This is a genomic window from Shewanella sp. DAU305 (assembly GCF_026802235.1).
Taxonomy (GTDB): Bacteria; Pseudomonadota; Gammaproteobacteria; order Enterobacterales; family Shewanellaceae; genus Shewanella; species Shewanella baltica.
Genome location: NZ_CP113808.1, coordinates 3,835,276 through 3,858,930 on the forward strand (window position 1 = coordinate 3,835,276; position 23,655 = coordinate 3,858,930).

Genomic DNA, 23,655 nt, shown 5'->3' on the forward strand with positions numbered 1-23,655 from the left:
TTATATCAAGATACATCTGAAAGAGATTCTTTTTGAACTGTAGCGATGCTGCTTCAACTTACTGTTGTTGATAGGAAATCATCGTAAATGTGCTAAATGCCGCTACAGGTCACTCTTTCAGCAAATCAAACTCAGCTTATTTTTGGAGACAATCCATGCGGTCACCCCAGTCAGAGAAAGCGAATTTATTGCTTCTCGGAATCGCGTTCATTCTTATCGGTCTAAATCTGCGCCCCATTCTCGCTTCCGTCGGGCCTTTACTGCCCAGCATACAAGAGGATATCAGCTTAAGTTTTACCTTAGCGTCTATGCTGACATTGCTGCCCGTGCTCGCCATGGGACTGGGCTGCTTTGCGGGTTTTAGTATTGCTAAACGGTTAGGTTTTAATACCGTGATGACGGGATCGTTGCTCCTCTTGATCGTCGCCACGGCAATGCGTTTTTGGGCGATGGATGCAAGCTGGCTTATCTGCTCGGCATTACTGGCGGGAATCGGTATCGCGCTTATTCAAACCATCATGCCTGCCATGATCAAACTCAATTTCGGTGAACGGGTGCCCTTAATAATGGGGCTTTACGTCACCGCCATTATGGGCGGCGCCGCTTTGGCCGCCAGCAGTGCGCCTTTTATCGGGATGAACTTAGGTTGGCGCGCGGGGTTAGGCCATTGGACTTGGTTAGGTGTAGCAGCACTGGCGCTATGGCTGATGGTTAAACATAACGCCGCATTGCCAAGTCAAACTGCGGAGCAAACTGTACAGCTTAGCTTTTGGCGTTTTCATCGCAGTTGGCTATTGGCGATATTTTTTGCTTTAGGCACAAGCTGTTATGTCTGCGTGCTTGCATGGTTAGCGCCCTACGCGGTCGAGTTAGGTTATAGCCAAACTCAATCGGGATTAGTGTTAGGTTTCTTAACCAGCATGGAAGTGATCGCGGGCTTAGTGTTTCCTTGGCTTGCCAGCAAGTCAACGGACAGACGCGCTATTATTGCCCTACTGTGCTTACTGCAACTCATCGGTTTTATGGGGCTCGCACTCGCCCCTCAAGTGTCGCTATTTTTATGGGCGGGACTAGCGGGATTAGGCATAGGCGGGATTTTTCCACTCGGATTAATTGTGACTATGGATCATCAACAAAATCCGATGTTAGCGGGTAAGTTAACCGCCTTTGTACAAGGTGTGGGTTATACCATTGCCGCCATTTCGCCTTGGATTGCTGGATTGATCCGCGATAATTTCAATAGCTTTAACAGTGCATGGTTGTTGCTCGGGGGCTTAAGTCTGATGGCGTGGATACTATCTTGGCAATTTAATCCGCAGGGTTATGCACGCCAATATCAAGTCACCCGTTGCGTATCTTAACTCTCTCATTCAAAATAAAAAAACCGCCATGTCGATTAACGAGTATGGCGGTTTTTTATGGTATGCGGCTCGATAAATCGAGCCCACACTAGGTACAACTTAAACAACTTAAGACTTTTTAACGAAGCACGTCAGGATCACAATGCGAGTACCGTTAACACGGCCTTCAATGTGCTCTGGGTTGTTAGTCAAAGCAATATTACGCACAGCTGTGCCGCGCTTAGCCACAAAGCTAGTGCCTTTCACGTTTAAGTCTTTGATGATCACGACCGTATCGCCAGCGTTAATCACGGCACCATTACTGTCTAACGTTGGGGCAGTATCGTCACCTGCGGCGGCAACTTCAGCATCGCCCCACGCTTTTACATCGTCTTCAAGGTAAAGCATATCCAGTAAATCTTGCGCCCAGCTTTCGCCATTTAAGCGCTTAAGCATACGATATGACATCACTTGAACTGCCGGTACAGGGCTCCACATGCTGTCGTTCAGACAACGCCAGTGGTTCATGTCCATGGTATCCGGTGCCGCAATTTGGCCACTGCAGGTTTCACAAATCATGATCTCATTGTCACGGCCATCGGAGGCTGGCAGATCATAAATAGAGAGTTCGATCTCGCTGCCACACAGTTCACACTTGCCGCCACAGCGACTTAGCAATTCATTTTCAGTCATTTTTCTGTTCTATATGCCTAGTAAAACGCGGATTATGCCATAAACGGGCTTTTTTCGGCAGGGGGCTGAGGCAATATAACCCTATTTTTTATAAGTTTTATAAACCGCGCCCACACTGCCTTGGTTCTTAATCTTTAAAATTCATAGGCTAAACTCAAGCGAACATCGCGCCCCGCAGCTGGGATCCCATCGGAGAGAAACGGCACCACTTGCAGATTGGTGAGGTTTTTCACCATCAAACGCACGCTTAATCCCTTTAAACCAGCTTGGGGCTCATAGGCGAGGTACAGGTTCTGCAAGAAGTAATTTTCGCTCGGCGACTCGGCATTAAAGATATCGCCGTGGGGAACATTAGTTTGCGCATCATACCAAGCACCCTGCCAAGCTACTGAAATATCATCGGTAATATACATGCCTAAACGCAGACGAATATCGAGCGGTGCCATGTTGGCTAAATACTCGTCGTCATCTTGGCTGTCTCTGAGTGACCCATTGTGCTGACCTTGCAGCCATGAAACCGCCAGATCACTGAACACGTCTTGATAGCGATATTGGGCCTCAAAATCAGCACCGTAAATATGGTAACCATCAAGATTGGTATAACCGCTTTGAATTAACTGGGTTTTATCAGACTTAGCCCCACGGCGCTGGGCGATATCATCGCGGCCTAGGTTGGCAAACAGAGTAAGCTGCGTCGTCAGCGCATCATCGTTGGCAAGCAGATGCTGGTGCTGTGTCATCAAGCCTAGCTTGAAGGCATGTAAGCGTTCGACATCGATGTCGCGACTCGTGCCGGTAATGCTGGCTCTCGCGTATTGCACGGCATAAATCTCATCAACCACAGGGGCTTGCAGACTATAGGCGTAATCAAAGTTTAACCGAGCGTAGTTTGTCAGTTGGTAATCTATGCCTAATCTTGGTGAGAACCCCGAGTGGTGAGTCGAGCTATAATCGTGACCCGCGCTGATGTCGTTATAATCTGGCGCAATATTTGGCCGACCTATGCTGTAGATAAAGTCATATCGCAGCGAGGGAGTAACGGTTAAGTCGTTGGTGAGATGAATCGCATCGCGAACATACACGGCATAGGTGTCTTGGCGACCTTCAGGTTGATAATAAGGTGTGTACCAGCCAAAGTTTTTCTCAGGATTCTTCTCATAACTCTTGTTAAACACGAGCGAAGTACGGTCGAGACTGCGGTACTGCAATCCTGTGGTGATCTCGTGATCGCCAATCAAACTCAAGTTGTTGATATCAATATAATCACGTTTGTAATCTAGCCAAGATTCGTGGCCGAAGTTGCCTACGGAAACCGTCATTTTCTCCCACGCAATATCGGGTCTTACCCAGTGACGCGCATTCGCCGAATGGGAGATCACCACTTGGGTATCAATCAGCGGATTGCTCGGCGAATAACGATAATTGGCAGACCAAGTGTTGTCTTCATAGGTGTTATAGGCGGTTGTGGCATACAGCGCCTGCTCGTAGGAGCCGTACTTTTTGATGTTGTAGTCTGAGATGGCAGGCATGGGGCCACGGCGATTAGCCCAAGGTTTGCGGCCCTCATCGAGATAATGGGTCACGCTCAAGGCCAGTTGGTGATCGCCCTGCTCATAATCAATCTTGCCTAGATAGTTATCTTGCTCATAGCCCGAATATTCAAACTCATCACCATTGGCTAAAGTCACATCCCCCGCATCACGGCGTGTAAGGTGCAACAACCCCGATAAATGTGGATTCACCCTGCCATAGACAGTTCCCGTATAACCCATAGCGTCATTATTGCTGGCGTAGCTGGTTTTGACTCGCGCGCCAATCGCTTGATTGTATTTAAGAAAATCATCGGCCGATTTAGTGACCACATACATGGCCCCACCAAAACCGCCATTACCCGAGCGCACATCATGGGCACCTTTGATCACTTCCACTCGTTTGATGAGATCAGGATCGAGGAAAAATGAGCCATAGCGATACTGCTCAAATCCCACCGGAGCATTATCCACATAAACGTTAAAATCTTCGGTCTCGCCAAAGCCCCAAATATTAATCCGCTCACCGCCGCTGCGGGTGCCACCATCGATATGCGCTCCCGCCATATCATCAATCACTTCGGCGAAGGTCGTCGCCTGCATCTCCTCGATTTGTTCCATGGAAATAATCGCTTCACCCGGTTTAGCGACTGTGATGGCCCTACGATATTGCTGCCCATGAACCTGCAGGATTTCAATCGGCTCAACCTTAGGCTCGCCCAATACCTCAGCGGCGTACAACGGCATTGAGGGCAATATACATAATCCCATAAGCGACAGATTTCTATTCGCTTTCCATTTCCCAAATTTAGGCAGGCAACCCATTTAACGTCTTCCTATTAACAAACCAATCTAAAAATAGGGCGGCATTATAGGCACTAACGAAGAAGATAAGAATAGTTCTCACTTGGCTTTACGTGTAAATAACGGTCTGGTTGAAAACAAGATAGAAACGGTACGCTTCAAAAAATTTAAGTGAAGATCTTGCCTAAGGATGGCAGTATGACTGCCATATTTGATAGCCTTTCATCCTCTATAGAGTGTGCGACCTTGAAATAGTTGAATATACGGCAGTTCGCCCTGCTTGCATCTCTAGGCTGTTGGCACTCGTTTCACATGCATTAATAAGGTTCACCGATAATGGCCACGCTCACGACTAAAATGCCTATTGCGACTGGTGCAACGTTCAGCGCTGCAAGTTTGCAATTTTTAAATCAACTGGCGCAAAACAACTCCCGCGACTGGTTTAAAGCCCATCAGGCGGAATACGAAGAAACAGTGAGAACCCCAGCGCTACAGTTTATCGAGCAAATGCAGCCCAGTATCCTCGCCCTCTCGCCTCGGCTCACTGCCGTACCGAAAAAAGTCGGTGGCAGTCTTATGCGCCCCCAGCGAGACAGCCGTTTTAGCAAAGATAAAACGCCCTATAAAACCAATGTTGGTATTCAATTTCGCCATTTTCAGGGCAAAGACGTGCATGCGCCGGGACTGTACTTACACATTGCCAAGGATGGCTGTTTTATTGCTGCGGGGATTTGGCACCCAGAATCGAAAGCCTTAAATGCCATTCGCACTTGTATCGATGATAATCCCAACGGCTATAAAAAAGCGCTACAAATCTTGCAGAGTCATGGATTTAACATGGACGGTGACAGCTTAACTCGACCACCAAAAGGGTTTGATAAAAACCACCCTATGCTGGTAGAGCTAAAACGCAAAGATTTTATCGCCGTAAAAAATATCACCTTTGAAGAACTCTGCCGCCCAGATGCCGCCAGTTTCTGTGCCGAGCAATTTGCGCACTGTACTCAATTGATGGCCTATCTGTGTTTCGCGCTGGACTTGGATTTCTAGACAATAGAATTTTAAATACAGACTTTTAAAAAGCAAAATGGCCTAGGCAAAACCTAGGCCATTTAAACAGCAACTTGTGCTGTTAAACGGCTTGATTTGCACTTAAGCATTTGTAGTTAAACTACACTTAAACTTTTGTATTTAAACTGCCTAAGTAGCCCTGCAATACTGCGAATGCATTGTCTAGCAGTTCATATTCACCCGCTTTACCTAACACTCTAATTCCTTGTAATTGCAGTACTAAAAATGCAGCGACCTGATGCGGCTGTAAATTGGCCAATAACTCGCCTCGCGCTTGGCAATCCTGTAACACTTGGGTGAATGAGGTCTGTAATCGGCAAAATAAACGCTGACATTCCTGCAGTACACTCTCATCGTCGAGGCTCTTTTCTAACACGGCATTTTGCATAAAACAGCCGTATTTTTGTTCCCGTTGCAGGGCAACAAAGCGGGCTAGATAAGCTGCTATTTCGGCCAAGCCTGCTTTTTCATGCAGCAGAGTATCTGAGGCACCAAAAGAGTAATTATCAAGGTAGAAACTGAGGCACTCGCGGTAAAGCTTTTGCTTGTCGCCGAAACTGTTATAAAGGCTAAATCGATTAATGCCTAAATGGCCGACGAGATCGGAAATCGAGGTTTCGGCAAAGCCCTTTTGCCAAAAAAGCTCCATCGCTAATATGAGTTTTTCCTGCCGTTCAAAATTACAACTTCGTGCCATAAGCCTGCGACCTAATCTCTTGAATACGCGCTCACGATCAGCTTTACCATTCCTCTTTACCACACTCTTCTTTACTACAGAAAGTTGAGGAGAAAATCATTCTTGACTGATCGTTTAGATATGGCGTAAATTCTATCCTAACCGATCGTTCCGTTAAAGCCTTATATGCTCAAATCGAGCATAAAGCACAGATAAAAACTACAGGACTTTAGATGAAACTCTACGAATTAGCTCCGACTCCCAGCGCGCGTCGCGTCAGTATTTTTCTTGCGGAAAAAGGCATAGAAGTGCCAAGAGTGAACGTCGATATCCGCGGCGGTGAAAATTTAAGTGCCGAGTTTAAAGCCAAAAGTGTAAATGGCCGCATTCCATTACTCGAACTCGATGATGGCAGCTACCTATGTGAATCAGTTGCCATTTGCCGCTATTTAGAAGAAATCCACCCAAGTGTTCACTCGCTGTTTGGCAATACGCCACTTGAGCGCGCTAAAGTAGAAATGTGGCAACGTATCATAGAGTTACAAGGCTTAATGGTTGGGTTTCAAGCCTTTCGTAATTTAAGCGGCGTCTATAAAGACAGGGAAAATTGTGTCGAGTCTTGGGGCGCAGAATCACGCCAAAGAGTCATTGACTTCCTACCAAGCTTAGACCAACAATTGAGCAAGTCACCCTTTGTGGCAGGCGATGAATTCAGCATTGCCGATATTTCGGCTTACGTTTTTATCAGCTTTATTAAGAATTTAGATATTGAAGTCACTGACAGCTTGCCGCATCTTAAGGCTTGGTTCATCGCTACGGCGCAGCGTCCTGCCATAGTATCGTTAACCCCTACAAAATAGCGGCACGAATGCCTGAATAGGCCCTAAAGTGAGTAGCTATAAGCGTTATAACCTAAAGGAATCATCATGATAGATTTATACACAGCCGCGACCCCTAACGGTTTTAAAATCTCCATCGCACTGGAAGAAATGGGGCTAGAATATCGCGTCCATAAGCTAGATTTCAGCACCAACGAGCAAAAACAGCCTGAGTTTATTGCCATTAATCCAAATGGCCGAATCCCCGCCATTATCGACCGCGACAACGAAGATTTTGTGGTATTCGAATCCGGTGCAATTCTGCTGTATCTCGCCGAGAAAACAGGTAAATTCCTGCCAGCCGATCCTAAAAAGCGCTCACAGGTGATCCAATGGTTAATGTTCCAAATGAGCGGCGTCGGACCCATGATGGGTCAAGCTAACGTCTTCTTCCGATACTTCCCTGAGAAAATCCCCGCAGCCATTGACCGTTATCAAAAAGAAGGTCGACGTTTATTTGAAGTAATGAATACTCAACTCGCCACAAATCAATACCTTGCAGGTGACGAATACACGATTGCCGACATCGCCACTTGGCCTTGGGTACGTATCCACGAGTGGAGCGGCATCAATATGGAAGGTCTGACCCATTTGCAACGTTGGTTAGATGAATTAGCACTCAGACCTGCGTGCCAAAAAGGCATAGTTACGCCGCCACCGGTGGAAATGAGTGATGAAGAACGAGCTAAACAAATCCAAAAGATGGTGACGAAATAGTCATCAGCTAAACGGTCATTGCGCGAATAGCCTTCAAATCGCCGCTAGGTACTGAATACACTATGAGTCTCAGTGACTCAACCAAAAAAGCCCCATTAGCTAATGCTAATTCGGGGCTTTTTTACTGCCTGTTATCGGGCAAAACTGCTACACTCTGCGCCACTTATTTTTCTCCTCTGTTCAGCTATGCCTCTTAAATAAGGCGCAGTCACAGAAGCATGATCTAGGCTAAATTTATGGGTAATCCAAGCAGCTTCTCTTCCGGTATGGCATCCAACTCAGTCACATCATCGGCGTTAAATGTTCAGGCGAACACCCCAGCGCAAAAACGTGCGCTCAGTTACGCCAGCACAATTAAGCAATTATTCGATGAAATTCAAAGCAGTAAAATGCCCGCCGACCGTATTTTGGCAAATTACTTTAGAGAACATAAAAAACACGGCTCAAAGGATCGTAAAGTCATTCGTGAATCCTTATTTAGTCTATTCCGCTGGTGGGGGTGGTTTCAGCGATTAGGCGATCAACAAGAATCAGCGATTTATTTTGCCAGCCTAAGCGCCAGTGCCCTATTGGAAGCTCACGCTTGGCAAGATATTGCCAGCGCTTGGCATGAGTTATCACAATCGCCCATCGATTATCAGCAAGCTCAAGCACTTGCCGTTGAAAGTCTCGACGACAAACTGGCATTGATACAGCATTTATTTCCCGCGACTGAGTTTAAGGCACAGGATTTATTACCCGACTGGTTCTGGCAAGTGTGCCCTGTTGATACAGCGCAACAAACGCAATTAATTGCAGCTATGTCCAGTCGCCCGCCAATTTGGGGACGCGCGCAAGGGATCACGAGTCAAGATGCGGCGACACAACTGCAAGCGCTCGGCATAGAAGCGAGTTATGGTCATTACTTTAGCGATGCCATCAATCTTGGCAGTAAGAGTATGAATCTTAATGAAATAGCCCTGTATAAAGACGGTAACATCGAGATCCAAGATTTGGCTTCACAGGTCATTGGTCAAATTTGTGCGCCTGAACCCGATGCCCATTGGTGGGATGCTTGTAGCGGTGCTGGCGGCAAAACCCTGCAACTGCGCTCTTTGATGCTAGCTAAAGCTGCTGATAACCAAACGTCATCTGCGGGCAGCATCATATCGTCCGATATTCGCTCCAATGCCCTAGAAGAACTGATGAAACGCGCCCAAAGAGCCCACTTTAACGGCATTAGTGTGGCCCGTTGGAAGAGTGATGCCCTCCCCGTGCCTGCGGATCATTTTGACGGTGTGTTAGTCGATGCCCCGTGCAGTTGTACTGGCACTTGGCGACGTAATCCTGATATGCGTTGGTTGGATGGTGTTGAAGCCGTGGCCGATAAAGCCGCGTTACAGCTCGATATTTTAAGCCGCAGTAGCCGCGCAGTTAAGGCCGGCGGCATCCTCGTTTACGCCACTTGCTCCTTGTCGCCCATCGAGAACCAAGACGTGGTAACGGCGTTTTTACAGCAACATCCAGAGTTCACGCTCACGCCGATACGCCATCCTTTTAGCGGTGAACAAACAGAAATGTTGACCGTGTGGCCCTTTGAGGCCAACAGTGATGGCATGTTCGTCGCACGTATGCTGCGCGGTAAGTAACACTAACTCATTATTTTGTATCAAAACTTGGCGCCCTCCTTTCTAGGCGCCAAGTTCAATCGAATAATGTGACTTACGATTAAAATCAGATTTACTCTTTTATTATCATCAAGATAAACCACATCCTTCCAGTTAAAATCTCAGATACGTCCATTTCAGTGGCAAGATATGACTCTTGGGCAAAACTTTTCACCATCAATGATGAAATATTTCGCTTTAGCTTCATCTCACCTTTGGGTAAAAAGATCGGGTGCTGCGAATGGCACAGGTATTTTTGGAATTTTGACCATGTCACACTCCTATGAATTTGACGACGATGATGCGCCATGGGGCGATAACGTCAAAGGTAAGCAAAAGAATAAACGCGTGAAACAGCGCCGCAGGGATACTAAGCGACGTTACTCGGACGATAATACAGAGGTGGATTTCTACCAAAATAAATCGAAGTAACTGAACCTAAGTCCCCTAGTCCCACGGGTTTGTTTAACGAATTCGTTCTGTGCTAAACCTGCCAAATCTGAGCAAGTTGGATAAAATCCAACTTGCTACTCAATCCTGTTACCCCCTCTCAAATTCTTAATAACTCAATTGTAAAATCAATGGGCTTAATGGCTTATTTGCCCTATGCTTTTTGGGTTATAGCTTTCAAATCATTGGACTTACACTGAAATTTAAGGATGAACGCCATGGAAAAACAGCGCCCCGACTTTATTTATCCCCAAGGCAGTATGTTGATGCACTCCCCCTTAGTGTTAAATAAAGCCGATATGTACGGTTTTTTTCTGAAGGGGAAACAGGCAAATCTCCAACGCTCTATCGATAAGACCTTGAATCAAGTTGCCGGTAGTGCCATGTATTTTAAAGTATTATCTCCCTACGTACTGACAACCTTCACTCAGATTGAAAAAGCGTATTCCGCTTATCCAGAGGACAGATCTAAGGGCTGGATCCAAGAAACGGACATCATCACTTGGGTCATGGTCGGGCGCCAAGATAGCAGCAACAGCACACAAATCAGCCAAGTCTATTTTCAGCCACTCCACATTTGGGTGAACGATGCTATGGCCTTAATTAATGGCCGTGAACTCTTTGGTTATCCAAAATATTTATGTGAATACACTATGCCAGCTGTGGGTGAGCCTCTGACGCGATTATCCCTTGCTGCCAAAAGCTTTTTACATTTCTCACCAGAAACTGAACTCGCCTTGCATCCATTGATTGAAGTGAATTGCGATGCCAAACCCGAGGCGCAGCTTTCAACCCTTGAAGCGATAACCCAAACCTGGCAACTCTTTAAAGAACAGACCGATTTCATCCCAGAGCTCGACCAGCTCGGCGAAGAACAGCTGTTTCATCTGCTATTTAAACCCGCCATCGATCAAGTGTTTTTAAAGCAGTTCCCCGACTCATCAGGGCAAAAAGCCGTTTATCAAGCCATCGTCGCCGCACCTGCCCAAGTGAATAAAGTGCACAGTGTTGCCCTGCTCAAAAATGATTTTGTCGCGACCATATTTGATAATGCCAGCTTCCCGTTACAGGACACGCTCGGGGTTGAGATTGGCGAGCAGCACGTCTTACTGCCTTACCATGTTAACTTTGATTTTGAAGTGCCGCCCGGTGAAGTATTAGTCGATAACTCCGAAATCAAAAAACAGAAAATCGCCATTCTCGGTGGCGGTGTCGCGGCGATGACCGCTGCCTGTTATCTGACCGACAAACCCGGCTGGCAGAATCAATATGAGATTGATGTCTATCAACTCGGCTGGCGTATCGGTGGCAAAGGGGCAAGCGGCCGCAATGCAGCAATGGGACATCGCATTGAAGAACATGGCTTACATATTTGGTTTGGCTTCTATCAAAACGCGTTTGCTCTAATGCGTAAAGCGTATGAGGAATTGGATAGACCGGCAGACGCGCCGCTCGCAACCTTTTTTGATGCCTTTAAACCCCATAATTTCATCGTATTACAGGAAGAGGTCGATGGCCGCTCGGTAAGCTGGCCGATCACTTTCCCGATGCTACCCGGCATTCCTGGTGATGGCACCGAAACCCTCACCTTCTGGAAAGTCGTTAAAGTCGCCTTTGCGTGGATCAAAGAATGGCTCAAGGACATGGATGACTTGCTTGATGCCGATGAAAAATCCATGGGAACACCTAAAAACTGGCTCGATAGCAGCTGGTTTGAACGCTTAAAAGATAAGTTAGAGGATTCGGTCGAAGATGCTAAAGAATCACTCGACGCGCTCGGCGATAAGCTCGAATGCCATTTCAATCAAATGATTGGCCGCGAGTGCGATGAGCATGTCCACAGTGAAAGTGACGATGGCTTGGTCGAATCGGCCGTCGATGCCTTGCATAAACGACTCGTCAAACGCTTTAGCGGCCATTTAGATAACAATGACGAACTGCGCCACTTGTACATAGCCGCCGATCTTGGGCTCACTATTCTCAAGGGCATGTTTGCCGATGATGTGTTTGAAAAAGGTTTCGATGCCATCAATGGTTATGATTACCGCGAATGGTTAACCAAACACGGCGCCAGCCTTAAGTACACAGTCGACAGCGCACCCGTGCGTGGTTTTTACGACTTAGTCTTCGCCTATGAAAAAGGCAACTTCGACAAACCCAATGTCGAGGCGGGGACGATTATCCGCTCTATGCTGCGTATCGCCCTGTGCTATCAAGGTGGCGTAATGTGGAAAATGCAGGCCGGCATGGGCGATGTGGTCTTTACGCCTTTCTACGAAGTGCTCAAACGCCGAGGTGTCAACTTCCACTACTTCAATCGCGTCGATAATCTCGAATGCCGCAATCAAAGTATTCAAGCAATTGAAATAACCGAGCAAGTTGCCTTGGCACCAGCTGTCACAAGCTACGATCCCTTGGTTGATGTTAAAGGTCTCGCCTGCTGGCCAAGTACGCCCAATTATGAGCAGCTTGAGCCTGAACAAGCGGCGCTGCTTAAAGCCCATAATATCAATCTGGAACACTTCTGGAGCGATTGGGACAGCGTATATGAAACGCACTTTGGCAAAGCCCTGCCGAAAAAGCGCTTAGTCAAAGGTGTGGATTTCGACAAAGTCATCTTCGGTCTTTCCATCGGTTCTGTGCCCCATGTAGCGAGTGAAGTGATGGCACAAAGCCCCGCCCTCACACTTTGTGTTGATAAGGTGCAAACCGTTGCCACTCAAGCCTATCAACTGTGGATGAACCAAGATCTTAATGGAATAGGCTGGCCAAATTATTCTGAAGATGGCGAGGAGCCTGTATTATCGGGCTTCACCGAACCCTACGATACTTGGGCATCGATGAACCAACTGCTAGACAAAGAAGATTGGCGCGGCTTAGAACCTAAAAACGCCAGCTACTTTTGCTCGGCATTGCCTGTCGAAGCCTATCCACCAAGCTCGGATGTGGATTTCCAACAACGGAAAACCTTAGAAGCTAAAGCCGGTGCTATCCACCAGCTCAATACCGAAATCCATAAACTTTGGCAAAATGTCGGTGATAGCTTCCCTTGGGAATGGCTACACGATGAACAAGACCGCCAAGGCGTTGCCCGTTTCGATAGCCAATATTGGCGCGCAAATGTGGACCCATCCGAACGTTATGTGTTGTCGGTTAAGGACAGTTCGCAGTATCGCATCACAACAGATGGCACAGGGATAGATAACTTGTATATGACGGGCGATTGGATAAAGACAGGCCTAAATGTGGGCTGCGTCGAAGCGGCGACGATGGCGGGTATGCACACCTCAAAAGCAATATCGGGTCATCCCGTCTTGATAAAGGGCGAGAAGGACTTCTAGTTCATGTTTATTCGATACAAAGCTAACCCCAACAAAACAACCGAAACAGATCGTTGCCTAAAATATTCAAGATATTAAAGCTAGGTGTGTTTCATGCTTAATCTGAAGCAATATTTAACCTAAAAACAGAGTATTAAAATCCACTCTGCAGAGGAAATTGATATTGGTGGAGACCCCGATTAAATAGCTTTAAAACACAAAAGGAACCCTAAGGTTCCTTTTGTTTCAAATGTGTCTTAAAAAACACTATTTGGTTTTTCTGTCTTTGATATGGCTTTGTGCGCGCTTGCGGCGACGCTCTTGGCTCATAGTCAACTTCTCAGTCTTGTTTTCAAATGGGTTATCACCCTCTTGGAAACGTAGCTGGATTGGCGTACCCACCACTTTCAATGAACGACGGAAGTAGTTCATCATGTAGCGCTTGTACGAGTCAGGCAGTCTACTCACTTGGTTACCGTGAATCACCACGATTGGCGGATTGTAACCACCGGCGTGAGCGTATTTGAGCTTCACACGGCGACCATTTACTAATGGCGGCTGGTGATCGTCCTGCGACATTTGCATGATACGTGTCAGCATAGAAGTACTGACGCGGCGCGTAGCACTGTCGTAAGCTTCTTCAATCGATTCAAATAAATGGCCAACACCTGTACCGTGCAGCGCAGAAATAAAGTGAATACGGGCAAAGTCGATAAAGCCAAGACGACGGTCAAGCTCGCTCTTCACTCGATCTTTAATCCCTTGGTCGATACCATCCCACTTGTTAACGGCAATAACCAAAGCGCGACCCGCATTGAGCGCGAAACCTAACAAACCTAAATCTTGCTCGGCGATACCTTCACGGGCATCGATGATAAGCAACACCACGTTAGCATCTTCAACCGCTTTCAAAGTCTTGATCACTGAGAATTTCTCAATGACTTGATGTACTTTACTGCGACGACGAACACCCGCGGTATCGATAATCACGTACTCGCGACCTTCACGTTCCATTGGAATGTAAATACTGTCACGGGTCGTGCCGGGCTCATCAAATACCACAACGCGCTCTTCACCTAGAATACGGTTAGTCAGGGTTGACTTACCGACGTTAGGTTTACCGATGATCGCCAGCTTAATAGGCAAATCTTGCAGACGCTTTTGCTCAGCTTCCGCTTCTTCTTCGGTATATTCACGCTCTTCGGTAACTTCGTCTTCGCCTTGACGAACAATGCCCATAGCTTCGGCATAAGGTGTCAATGCGTATTCGATCATGTTGGTCACGCCGCGTCCTTGAGACGCCGCCATTTGGTAAACTTCACCTAGACCTAAAGACCAAAACTCTGCACAGGCCGAATCGGCATCGATACCGTCAACTTTGTTTGCAACCACGAAGGTGGTTTTTTCACGGCTACGTAAGTGCTGTGCAATCGACAGATCCGCAGCGGTTAAACCGGCGCGCGCATCTGTCATAAATAGAACGACATCGGCTTCTTCAATGGCGGCAAGGGATTGCTCAGCCATTTTCGTCTCGATCCCTTCTTCAGTGCCATCGATACCACCGGTATCGACCACAATGAACTCATAGCCGGATAAGAATGCTCGACCATATTTACGGTCACGTGTTAGGCCAGGAAAGTCAGCAACCAGCGCATCACGCGTGCGCGTAAGGCGATTAAATAGGGTGGATTTACCGACGTTCGGCCGACCAACAAGGGCCACTACAGGGATCATGATTTTGCCTCTAAAAAACTTTTCAATAAAAAGCCCCCGGAACACACTTCCAGGGGCTCTACAAGGATAACACTTTTAACTATGGAAGTGTTACAACAGCTAACTTTCCACTGCGACCTTGAACATAGATTTTATCGTCAACCACTAATGGCTGGCTGTATAATCCAGAGCTGTCCACTTGGACACGACCCACAATAGTCCCTGTACTGCGATCGATGAAGTGTAAATAACCTTCGAAATCACCCACAACTAAATAGTCTTTATACACAGCTGGTGACGTCAGAGTGCGGTTAGCTAACTCTGAGTTGCTCCACAGTTCTAGACCGTTACGTTTATCAACTGAGTAGATACGGCTGTGATCGTCAACGACGAACAAACTTAAGCCCGCTGATGCTAACTCGTTAAAGCTAGAATACTTACGTGTCCACACAACTCGACCCGTGCGCAGTTCCATCGACACTAAGTTACCGTTGTAGCTCACCGCATATAAGTTGTCGCCAAGGATCAGCGGCGTCATATCCACGTCGGCCATACGCGTAAACTCGTTACCGCCCGTTGGATTGTAAATCGCCTGTTCCCATGCAGCTTGACCATTGTTTTTAATCACAACAGCCACTTTGCCATCGGCAGTACCGATGAAGAAACCACCCGCTTCATAAGCTGCAGAACCGGTACCGCGCAGGGTCAGATTCGGCAGTTGCATTTCATACACCCATAACTTAGCGCCAGTATCGACGTTAAAGGCTTCGAGTGAACCTGAGCTGGTGCTGACAACCACGACGTCATCGGCAACCGTTGGTGCTGACAGTAATTCACCGCCCGCAATCACATGCCATAACACTTGGCCATCTTCGGCGTTCAGCGCGGCTAACAGCCCGCTTTCACCACCTAAAAAGACTTTATTACGCGCAGCAGTCACACCGGCGGCAATACGCGCACCTTTGTTTTTTGCTAACGCGTTATCACGAAATTCTTCGCTGAAATCTTTAGTCCAAACGCGCTCGCCAGTCGCTTCATCAAACGCGGTGACTTCGCCATAACGATCGGCAGCAAAGATTTTTCCATAACGGACGGCAGGAGCGAGGCGAGAATAATAATCACCCACACCATCACCGACAGAGGCGCTCCAACTTACTTCAGGGAACACTGTCGCCTGAATGGCAGTTAACTCACTGACAGGCTCGTCTTCAACATCACTCGACGAACAGGCGGATAACATGGCCAGACTTAATCCGGCGGCTAGCAGGTTTTTGCACCAAGACTTCATCAAGGGATCCCTTATGCCTGATTTAGGCTATCAAGTTTGATTTTAAGCGCAGGGCTTGTCACCACACCACCATTGTCCATGGCAGCTTGATAAGCTGTTTTCGCTTTCTCAACTTCACCTTGACGTACTAAGAAATCGCCTTTTAATTCATCGCGCAGGGCGAAGAAGGCTTTATCTGTGACTTGATCTAAAGTCGCCAGAGCGGCGTCAATTTGACCTTGTTCGGCTTGGATTCGGGCTACACGTAAAGTTGCAATCACATCTAAACCAGCACCTGGCTTAGCCGCGATAACCTTGTTCAAGGCTTCTATTGCTTTAGGGTAATCCTTGGCTTCTACCGCCGTTTTTGCCACGATCAGTTCTAACAGCGCTTGATAGCCCTTTTGATCATGACTTTTAGAAAACTCGGCGACGCCCGCAAGCATTGCGGCTTCATCGGCTGATTTAGTGGTCAACTCGTGGAAGGCTTTTGAGGCTTCTTCAGCTTGGGCCACTTTAACGTCAGAATAATAATTCCACGCATACAGGCCGCCTAAACCGACGACGGCACCGATTAAAATTGAATTTCCGTAATCTTTCCAGAACTGCTTGATAGCATCAACTTGTTGTTCTTCTGTGCTATAAATTTCCACGCGCACGTCCCCTTATATGATCTATTACTTAATGGCCAGTTCAGCTAAAAATGCGCCTAAGGCACTTCGAGCTACCCGTTGTTGTTCGATGTCATTGCGTAAATGTTTAACCGTCACCATACCTTCGGCAAGTTCATCTTCGCCTATCAGTAACGCCACACTCGCACCGCTTTTGTCGGCACGTTTCATTTGTTTCTTCACGTTGCCGCCACCGCAGTGACTCATCACTTTAAGGTTTGGCAGCGCGCTGCGTAATTCCTGCGCTATTTTGATCGCTTCAACCAGACAGCTATCGCCCATTGCAGTGACATACACATCCACTTCTGACGGAATATCTTTGTTTAGCTCTAAGGTTTCAAGCAGCAAGACAATGCGCTCTAAGCCCATAGCGAAACCCACCGCTGGGGTATCTTTCCCGCCTAATTGGGCAACTAAGCCATCGTAGCGACCACCCGCAAGTACTGTACCTTGCGAGCCTAAACTCGATGTAACCCATTCAAATACAGTGCGATTATAGTAATCTAAACCACGAACAAGGCGCGGATTAATGGTGTATTTGATACCCACTGCGTCAAGTAGTTCACACAATTGTGAAAAATGTGTCTTCGATTCTTCACCGAGGAAATCCATCAACTCAGGTGCACCAGCCAAAATAGCTTGGACATTTTGGTCTTTTGAATCCAATACTCGCAGCGGATTGCTGTACATGCGACGCTTGCTGTCTTCATCGAGCGCATCTTTATGCTGCTCTAAAAACGCAATCAAGGCATCACGGTAAACCGCGCGCTCAGCGGGATCGCCTAAGGTGTTCAGCTCTAACGATACGTGATCGCTAATACCCAGTTTTTCCCACAGGCGGGCCGATAGCATCAAGACTTCAGCATCAATATCCGCCGTGCCTATGCCATACACTTCCACGCCAAATTGGTTAAATTGGCGATAACGGCCTTTTTGTGGACGCTCGTGGCGGAACATAGGACCCATATACCAAAGACGTTGTTCTTGGTTATACAGCAGACCGTTTTCGTTACCCGCACGCACTGTCGATGCCGTACCTTCTGGGCGCAGCGTTAAGCTGTCACCGTTATTATCTGCAAAGGTATACATTTCTTTTTCAACAATATCAGTCACTTCACCGATAGAGCGTTTAAAGAGATCGGTATTTTCCACTATTGGAGTGCGGATTTCGCTGTAACCGTAAGCACTGACGCTCGAACGTAGTACCGCTTCCACTTTTTGCCATAGAGGACTTTGAGTTGGCAGAATGTCATTCATTCCGCGAATCGCTTGGATCTGTTTTGCCACTGTATCGACTCGTCCGATTTAGCTAAATTAATAAAAAATGTCACGCATTATAGGCTTTTGAACGTAAAACGTAAAACGACCCCGTCGGTTTCGGGGCCTAGCTCAAAATCATTAGGCGTAATCTATGCCCAAATGCAGATGCATATTACTCAGTTGTGTCTTTTATTTGAATCCGGTTCGCCATTTGACTGGCCTTGGCGCGAATTTTCGCTTCGAGGGAATCGACAATATTGTCGTTATCAAAACGTTCTTTTTGACGTTCGCCCTCGTCGTAATATCCGCTCTTATTGTGTCCGCCGGTTAACCCGATGTGCGACACTAAGGCTTCGCCTGGACCGTTCACTACGCAGCCGATAATAGACACATCCATAGCAGTAGTCACGTCTTCGAGGCGACGTTCTAACTCATTGACTGTGCTTATCACATCAAACTCTTGACGGGAGCAAGATGGGCAGGCGATGAAGTTAATCCCGCGGCTGCGGATACGCAGCGATTTTAAAATGTCAAAACCGACTTTAATTTCTTCGACAGGATCGGCGGCAAGGGAAATACGCAGGGTATCACCTATGCCTTCGGCCAATAACATGCCTAAACCCACTGCCGATTTAACAGAACCTGCGCGTGCGCCGCCCGCTTCGGTAATACCCAAATGCAAAGGCTGACGAATTTGCTTTGCCAATAAACGATAGGATTCAACCGCTAAAAACACGTCGGAGGCTTTCACGCTGACCTTGAATTGGTCGAAGTTCAATCTGTCCAGAATGTCCACATGGCGCATGGCTGATTCGAGCAATGCTTGTGGCGTGGGCTCTTTGTACTTGTCCATCAGATCTTTCTCTAATGAACCGCCATTCACCCCAATACGGATAGGAATATTGTGGTCACGGGCGCATTCAACCACGCTACGAATACGCTCTTCATTGCCAATATTGCCCGGATTAATACGCAGGCAATCGACACCGTACTCAGCAACTTTTAAGGCAATGCGATAATCGAAATGGATGTCGGCCACTAAAGGCACGTTGACCGCTTGCTTAATGAGTTTAAAAGCTTCAGCCGCATCCATAGTCGGTACTGAGACACGTACTATGTCGGCACCGACTTTTTCCAAGGCACGAATTTGAGCGATAGTCGCTTCAACGTCTGTGGTCTTAGTATTGGTCATTGACTGAACGGCAATCGGCGCCCCATCACCAATCGGTACATTACCCACATAGATGCGGGTGGAAGGACGTCTTTTTATGGGAGTTTCATTATACATGCTTAATACGCTCTATTTCGGTACGTGCTGCAGATCATTACGCGGTCGTTAGGCTCTCGGCAAGGTTAAACGTGCGACACGTCCCTTGGGGAAATCCGCTAAGCTAACCATTTGACCATCTAAGCTTAAGGTCGCCACATGGGGCGCCCCTAAAATAATTTTAAACGGTGGCACACCGCTCACTTGTACAGCAGCGCCGGCGCCTTTCACACCATCGACTAAGGCTTTGCCTTTAGCATCGACAATGTTTATCCAGCAATCACCGGTTAACTGAACATCAATAATCGATTGTCCAGCAACAGCAACCAGAGTGTTGACTGAGTTGGCTGGCGATGTTGAGGCGGGTGAAGGCGTTGCGGTGGCAACTGGCTGTTGAGCTACAGGTTGTTGAGCTACAGTCGCGGCCGTTTGCGGCCCAGTGGTGGCAGCGATAGCTGAGCCACCATCTTCATTGCTCGTATCCGCCGTTTGAGGATAATTGTTGTCAGTAGGCCCAGTGCTCACGTCGATAGTACTGGCATCGGTATCTTTAATCGGACCGTCGATTGACATAGAGCCGTTAGCCGCTATTTCAGTCAATTGCTGGCTGGCATCAGTTTCGGTCAATAGCACGTCACCGGGCAGCGTTTGATTCACCGCAGCGACCTCTTCGGCCGTAGGCTGTGACACATCGATAGTGCTTAACAAGGTCGTTTTTTGCATCCACCAGACAACTAACGAGCCGAGTAACACAATAACGATAAAAATACTCAGCCAAGTTAAGCGCGTATCGCTAGCTTGGTAAGTCGTCTTACGTGAAAAGCTTTGCATCGCAGGCTCAGTCACCACCGGCACTTGCCGCACTAAACACGCTTCAATCAAGGCCGCATCGGCACTGACCATACGGGCATAGTTTTTCACATAGCCACGAACATAAGTGGATGAAGCTATATTGGTAAAATTGTCAGCTTCAATGTCTTCAATAATGCGAGGACGTAGATGCAGTTTAACCGCCGCATCTTGAATGCTAAGGCCCATTTTTTCGCGGGCGTCTTTTAATAAGGTTCCAAGCGTTACATCTAGCGCGACTGATTGCGGAGCTACCGACTCAACTAGCGCATTGGTTTCATGATCTTTCATTGATGCAAATTAACTCTGTATTGCTTGGCCTGAGGTGATGCTGGGAATTTGGCAAGCAATAAAATACCAAATCTCTTCACAGCGGCATCATCATTCACTGCCTGCTCTATTTTGATTCCGAGCGCTAAACTTTCTGGAGTTTGCTCAGCCACTTGGTGATATCGCGCTAATTGGTTTCGCGCCTGAATAAAATCACCTTGGTCGACTTCTAGCTCTGCCATCTCCAGCAACGACACCGATCTTCTCGGGTCATACTTTAACGCCATCTGAAAATACTGTCGTGCCTTTTCTGCTTGTCCTGCTTCACGGCTACAGAGACCTAAGTTCTCGTAGCTTGAGGCCGTTCGCGTATATTTAGGCATCTCGATTGCGGCCAAAAACATTTTTTCAGCTTTGTCGTATTGCTTTTGTTGACACAAAAACACCCCGAAATTATTCATGGAATCGCCAGAGGCGTCCTTGGTACTAATGGCATTCATGTACGACTCTTCGGTACGTACTAGATCGCCCACGGTTTGATAGTAATAAGCCAAAGCAGTATGCACATCTTCGAGCTCTGGAGCATATTCTAATGCTTTATCAAGATTGTATTTGGCTTGTTCCGAGTTACCTCGATTTAAATAGGTTAAGCCGAGCTGCAAACGTTCGCGCGCGGCGGCGACTTTGTCTAACTTTCGTTCCGAAACAGGAATATCTGTCCCGGTATAAGTACGCTCAGTGACGCACCCTGTCATCAATAATGACAGGGTTAAAATCAACGAAAACCTTGGCAATCCATGCTTCATGGGCAAGCCTATAAATCTGTGCAAACAAAGAGTTAATTCATTGTGACTGAAATCTGGTTTTCTTGCATGCGTTTTTTTGCTAAACGTTTCGTTCTATCGCGAATATCACCAGCTAACTGACCACAGGCGGCATCAATATCATCACCACGGGTTTTACGCACGATCACAGTAAAACCGTACTCCATAAGCACCTTAGAAAAACGGTCGATACGTGAGTTAGACGAACGGCCGTAAGGCGAGCCTGGATACGGGTTGAATGGGATCAGATTTACCTTACAAGGTGTATCTTTCATCAACTTAGCTAACTCATGGGCTTGATCTGTACTGTCGTTGATGTGATCTAGCATCACGTATTCAACCGTCACGCGGCCACGGTTTGCATTAGATTTGGCGATATAACGACGAATACCCGCTAAAAACTCATCCAGCGGATATTTTTTATTGATTGGGACCAGAATGTCACGCAGCTCATCATTTGGCGCATGGATACTGACGGCAAGTGCCACATCGATGGCATCGCCCAGTTTATCTAACGCTGGCACTACGCCTGATGTTGATAAGGTCACGCGGCGTTTTGACAAGCTAAAACCAAAATCATCGAGCATGATGTCCATTGCTGGGATCACATTGGCTAGGTTGAGCAATGGCTCGCCCATGCCCATCATCACGACGTTAGTGATCGGACGCTCGCCCGTGTCTTTAGCAAAACCTAAAAAGTGCGATACACGCCAAATTTGGCCGACGATTTCAGAAACCGTTAAGTTACGGTTAAACCCTTGCTGACCCGTTGAGCAGAAAGTACATTCGAGGGCACAACCCACTTGGGATGAGACACACAAAGTCGCGCGGTCATCCTCAGGAATATAAACCGTTTCAACTTCTTGGCCTTGACCAACGTTGATCGCGAATTTAATCGTCCCATCGGTCGATTTTTGGAAGCTCGAAATTTCCGGCGCAACGATCTCGCAGCGTGCCGCCAATTTTTGACGTAACACTTTGTTGATGTTGGTCATCTCTTCGAAGTCACTGACGCCGAAATGATATAGCCATTTCATGAGCTGATCGGCACGAAAGGGTTTCTCTCCCATGTCCGCAAATAATGCGCGCATCGCCTTACGATCAAGGTCTAATAAATTGATCTTCTTTTCACTCATATAGCTAACCTCAACACCAAAACCGGATCCTGTAACAGGGCGGCGAATTATACAGACGCAAATAAATTTTAGCCAGTAACTCAATTAACCTATGCTAGAATCTCCACGGGCTAATGTTGGCCTAAAATACGGAGTTGTAATTCCACCTATATGTTAACCCTCATCATTATAGTCCTTGTCGCTGTCGGAGTTTCTTTTCTGTGCAGTGTGTTCGAAGCTGTTCTGCTATCGGTTACCCCAAGTTATATCGCATCACTCGAACAAACTGACAGTGCCGCAGCCACGCGCTTGCGTAAACTGAAAGAAAATGTCGAAGCCCCTTTGGTGTCAATCCTTACGTTGAATACTATCGCCCATACCGTCGGCGCCGCCGTTGCGGGTGCGCAAGCAGCGAAAATATTTGGTGACGATATGTTGGGTGTTTTCTCGGGCGTATTGACCTTTATTATTCTGTTCTTCTCAGAAATTATTCCTAAATCATTGGGTGCCAACCATTGGCGTCGCCTCGCACCGAGCGTGTCTGTTGCCGTGATGTGGATGAAGCGTGTCACTAGACCGCTGATCTGGATGTCGCAGCAAGTCACTCGTTTGATGGGCAAAGGTGATGAAGGCCATTATATCCGCCAAGAAATGAGCGCTATGGCCAAAATCGGCCATGAATCCGGTGAGCTTGACGAGCAAGAGTCAAAAATTCTGACGCAAATGCTCAAGGTACGTGATATGCCCGTTACGGCAATCATGACTCCGCGCACTGTGATGTTCTCGCTGCCAGTGGATCTGACCCAAAATGAGTTTGTGCGCCAATATCGCGACAAACCTTTTACCCGTATTCCCGTGTACGACCAAGATCATGATGATGTGATTGGTTACATTACCCGCACCGATGTGTTGCTGGCTGAGCGTTACACGCCAGAGGCGCCGATTGGTGAGCTTAAACGGAGTTTATTTGTGGTGCCTGAAACTGCAAAAATTCTGCCACTTTTTGAGCGTATGATTAAGCGTAACACCCAAATTGCTATGGTGGTCGACGAGTACGGCAGTAGCCAAGGTATCGTGACTCAAGAAGATATTATCGAATCTATGTTAGGATTAGAGATTGTCGATTTAAACGATCCCGCGACCGATATGCAGCAATTAGCACGTAAACTTTGGACTAAGCGCATGAAGCAAAAAGGCATTCGCCTATCCGATGACGGTGATTTTGAAGCCGCATCCGATGATGATGAAGCCAAATCCGGCTGAAGGCTAAGCAAATTTAGTGCTTGTTAATATAA

General features: G+C 47.2%; 19 protein-coding genes. 8 read left to right on the forward strand and 11 right to left on the reverse strand.

What is annotated here, in order from left to right:
* The first annotated feature begins 155 nt into the window (after positions 1–155).
* Entirely contained in the window at positions 156–1,361 is a 1,206-nt protein-coding gene (locus OX890_RS16165; RefSeq protein WP_268649580.1) for an MFS transporter, read from the forward strand.
* Positions 1,362–1,469: 108 nt separating this feature from the next.
* Here the strand turns inward: OX890_RS16165 and OX890_RS16170 are convergent, their stop codons facing one another.
* Positions 1,470–2,033 (reverse strand): PhnA domain-containing protein, encoded by a 564-nt coding sequence (locus OX890_RS16170; RefSeq protein ID WP_107402299.1) that lies wholly within the window; start codon positions 2,031–2,033, stop codon positions 1,470–1,472.
* Positions 2,034–2,167: 134 nt separating this feature from the next.
* Complete coding sequence (locus OX890_RS16175; protein ID WP_268649581.1) at positions 2,168–4,387, reverse strand: TonB-dependent receptor domain-containing protein; 2,220 nt, start codon at positions 4,385–4,387, stop codon at positions 2,168–2,170.
* Positions 4,388–4,702: 315 nt separating this feature from the next.
* Between OX890_RS16175 and OX890_RS16180 the strand changes: the two genes are divergently transcribed.
* Positions 4,703–5,416, forward strand: a complete 714-nt coding sequence (locus tag OX890_RS16180) for a DUF2461 domain-containing protein (RefSeq protein WP_268649582.1) — start codon at positions 4,703–4,705, stop codon at positions 5,414–5,416.
* 127 nt (positions 5,417–5,543) lie between these two features.
* Here OX890_RS16180 and OX890_RS16185 read toward each other — a convergent pair whose 3' ends face one another.
* The gene (locus OX890_RS16185) at positions 5,544–6,134 is read right to left on the reverse strand and encodes a TetR/AcrR family transcriptional regulator (protein ID WP_268649583.1); all 591 of its coding nucleotides are present in this window, start codon (positions 6,132–6,134) and stop codon (positions 5,544–5,546) included.
* Positions 6,135–6,346: 212 nt separating this feature from the next.
* Here OX890_RS16185 and OX890_RS16190 point away from each other — a divergent pair, with 212 nt between their 5' ends.
* The 5 genes from OX890_RS16190 to OX890_RS16210 all read left to right on the forward strand — a co-directional run bounded on the left by OX890_RS16190 (position 6,347) and on the right by OX890_RS16210 (position 13,145).
* Positions 6,347–6,973, forward strand: coding sequence for a glutathione S-transferase (locus OX890_RS16190; RefSeq protein WP_259577268.1), 627 nt, complete (start codon positions 6,347–6,349; stop codon positions 6,971–6,973).
* Between the two features lie 66 nt (positions 6,974–7,039).
* Positions 7,040–7,708, forward strand: coding sequence for a glutathione S-transferase family protein (locus OX890_RS16195; RefSeq protein WP_011846304.1), 669 nt, complete (start codon positions 7,040–7,042; stop codon positions 7,706–7,708).
* A gap of 236 nt (positions 7,709–7,944) precedes the next feature.
* Positions 7,945–9,336, forward strand: coding sequence for an RsmB/NOP family class I SAM-dependent RNA methyltransferase (locus OX890_RS16200; RefSeq protein ID WP_126492425.1), 1,392 nt, complete (start codon positions 7,945–7,947; stop codon positions 9,334–9,336).
* A 288-nt stretch (positions 9,337–9,624) separates the two neighbouring features.
* Complete coding sequence (locus OX890_RS16205) at positions 9,625–9,786, forward strand: hypothetical protein (protein ID WP_006080915.1); 162 nt, start codon at positions 9,625–9,627, stop codon at positions 9,784–9,786.
* Between the two features lie 236 nt (positions 9,787–10,022).
* A complete protein-coding gene (locus tag OX890_RS16210; protein WP_268649584.1) occupies positions 10,023–13,145 on the forward strand; it encodes an NAD(P)-binding protein in 3,123 nt (1,040 codons plus the stop codon).
* Positions 13,146–13,391: 246 nt separating this feature from the next.
* Here the strand turns inward: OX890_RS16210 and der are convergent, their stop codons facing one another.
* The 8 genes from der to OX890_RS16250 all read right to left on the reverse strand — a co-directional run bounded on the left by der (position 13,392) and on the right by OX890_RS16250 (position 22,381).
* A complete protein-coding gene (gene der / locus OX890_RS16215; RefSeq protein ID WP_006082478.1) occupies positions 13,392–14,858 on the reverse strand; it encodes a ribosome biogenesis GTPase Der in 1,467 nt (488 codons plus the stop codon).
* 79 nt (positions 14,859–14,937) lie between these two features.
* Positions 14,938–16,125 carry an outer membrane protein assembly factor BamB gene (bamB, locus tag OX890_RS16220; protein WP_006082479.1) on the reverse strand — a complete coding sequence of 396 codons (1,188 nt, stop codon included), beginning with the start codon at positions 16,123–16,125 and terminating at the stop codon, positions 14,938–14,940.
* Between the two features lie 11 nt (positions 16,126–16,136).
* On the reverse strand, positions 16,137–16,757 hold the full coding sequence (locus OX890_RS16225; protein ID WP_126492427.1) for a tetratricopeptide repeat protein: 621 nt from the start codon (positions 16,755–16,757) through the stop codon (positions 16,137–16,139).
* A gap of 24 nt (positions 16,758–16,781) precedes the next feature.
* Positions 16,782–18,062, reverse strand: coding sequence for a histidine--tRNA ligase (gene hisS / locus OX890_RS16230; protein ID WP_126492428.1), 1,281 nt, complete (start codon positions 18,060–18,062; stop codon positions 16,782–16,784).
* 145 nt (positions 18,063–18,207) lie between these two features.
* A complete protein-coding gene (gene ispG, locus OX890_RS16235) occupies positions 18,208–19,323 on the reverse strand; it encodes a flavodoxin-dependent (E)-4-hydroxy-3-methylbut-2-enyl-diphosphate synthase (protein WP_006082482.1) in 1,116 nt (371 codons plus the stop codon).
* 48 nt (positions 19,324–19,371) lie between these two features.
* The gene (locus OX890_RS16240) at positions 19,372–20,442 is read right to left on the reverse strand and encodes a RodZ domain-containing protein (RefSeq protein ID WP_268649585.1); all 1,071 of its coding nucleotides are present in this window, start codon (positions 20,440–20,442) and stop codon (positions 19,372–19,374) included.
* Positions 20,439–21,227, reverse strand: coding sequence for a type IV pilus biogenesis/stability protein PilW (gene pilW / locus OX890_RS16245; RefSeq protein WP_006082484.1), 789 nt, complete (start codon positions 21,225–21,227; stop codon positions 20,439–20,441). Before pilW ends, OX890_RS16240 begins: the two co-directional genes overlap by 4 nt.
* A 32-nt stretch (positions 21,228–21,259) precedes the next feature.
* Positions 21,260–22,381 (reverse strand): bifunctional tRNA (adenosine(37)-C2)-methyltransferase TrmG/ribosomal RNA large subunit methyltransferase RlmN, encoded by a 1,122-nt coding sequence (locus OX890_RS16250; protein WP_006082485.1) that lies wholly within the window; start codon positions 22,379–22,381, stop codon positions 21,260–21,262.
* Between the two features lie 150 nt (positions 22,382–22,531).
* On the opposite strand from OX890_RS16250, the gene OX890_RS16255 reads away from it, so the two are divergent.
* Positions 22,532–23,623: a CNNM domain-containing protein gene (locus OX890_RS16255; protein ID WP_006082486.1), complete on the forward strand. Its 1,092-nt coding sequence runs from the start codon at positions 22,532–22,534 to the stop codon at positions 23,621–23,623.
* Positions 23,624–23,655 lie beyond the last annotated feature (32 nt).

Bases quoted from the DNA above. Each gene is read 5' to 3' on its own strand.
- der (WP_006082478.1), bottom strand. From the start codon at position 14,858: ATGATCCCTGTAGTGGCCCTTGTTGGTCGGCCGAACGTCGGTAAATCC.
- OX890_RS16175 (WP_268649581.1), bottom strand. From the start codon at position 4,387: ATGGGTTGCCTGCCTAAATTTGGGAAATGGAAAGCGAATAGAAATCTG.
- OX890_RS16250 (WP_006082485.1), bottom strand. From the start codon at position 22,381: ATGAGTGAAAAGAAGATCAATTTATTAGACCTTGATCGTAAGGCGATG.
- OX890_RS16185 (WP_268649583.1), bottom strand. From the start codon at position 6,134: ATGGCACGAAGTTGTAATTTTGAACGGCAGGAAAAACTCATATTAGCG.
- OX890_RS16170 (WP_107402299.1), bottom strand. From the start codon at position 2,033: ATGACTGAAAATGAATTGCTAAGTCGCTGTGGCGGCAAGTGTGAACTG.
- OX890_RS16190 (WP_259577268.1), top strand. From the start codon at position 6,347: ATGAAACTCTACGAATTAGCTCCGACTCCCAGCGCGCGTCGCGTCAGT.
- OX890_RS16200 (WP_126492425.1), top strand. From the start codon at position 7,945: ATGGGTAATCCAAGCAGCTTCTCTTCCGGTATGGCATCCAACTCAGTC.
- OX890_RS16195 (WP_011846304.1), top strand. From the start codon at position 7,040: ATGATAGATTTATACACAGCCGCGACCCCTAACGGTTTTAAAATCTCC.
- OX890_RS16240 (WP_268649585.1), bottom strand. From the start codon at position 20,442: ATGAAAGATCATGAAACCAATGCGCTAGTTGAGTCGGTAGCTCCGCAA.
- OX890_RS16255 (WP_006082486.1), top strand. From the start codon at position 22,532: ATGTTAACCCTCATCATTATAGTCCTTGTCGCTGTCGGAGTTTCTTTT.
- OX890_RS16205 (WP_006080915.1), top strand. From the start codon at position 9,625: ATGTCACACTCCTATGAATTTGACGACGATGATGCGCCATGGGGCGAT.
- OX890_RS16165 (WP_268649580.1), top strand. From the start codon at position 156: ATGCGGTCACCCCAGTCAGAGAAAGCGAATTTATTGCTTCTCGGAATC.
- bamB (WP_006082479.1), bottom strand. From the start codon at position 16,125: ATGAAGTCTTGGTGCAAAAACCTGCTAGCCGCCGGATTAAGTCTGGCC.
- OX890_RS16180 (WP_268649582.1), top strand. From the start codon at position 4,703: ATGGCCACGCTCACGACTAAAATGCCTATTGCGACTGGTGCAACGTTC.
- pilW (WP_006082484.1), bottom strand. From the start codon at position 21,227: ATGAAGCATGGATTGCCAAGGTTTTCGTTGATTTTAACCCTGTCATTA.
- ispG (WP_006082482.1), bottom strand. From the start codon at position 19,323: ATGTATAATGAAACTCCCATAAAAAGACGTCCTTCCACCCGCATCTAT.
- OX890_RS16210 (WP_268649584.1), top strand. From the start codon at position 10,023: ATGGAAAAACAGCGCCCCGACTTTATTTATCCCCAAGGCAGTATGTTG.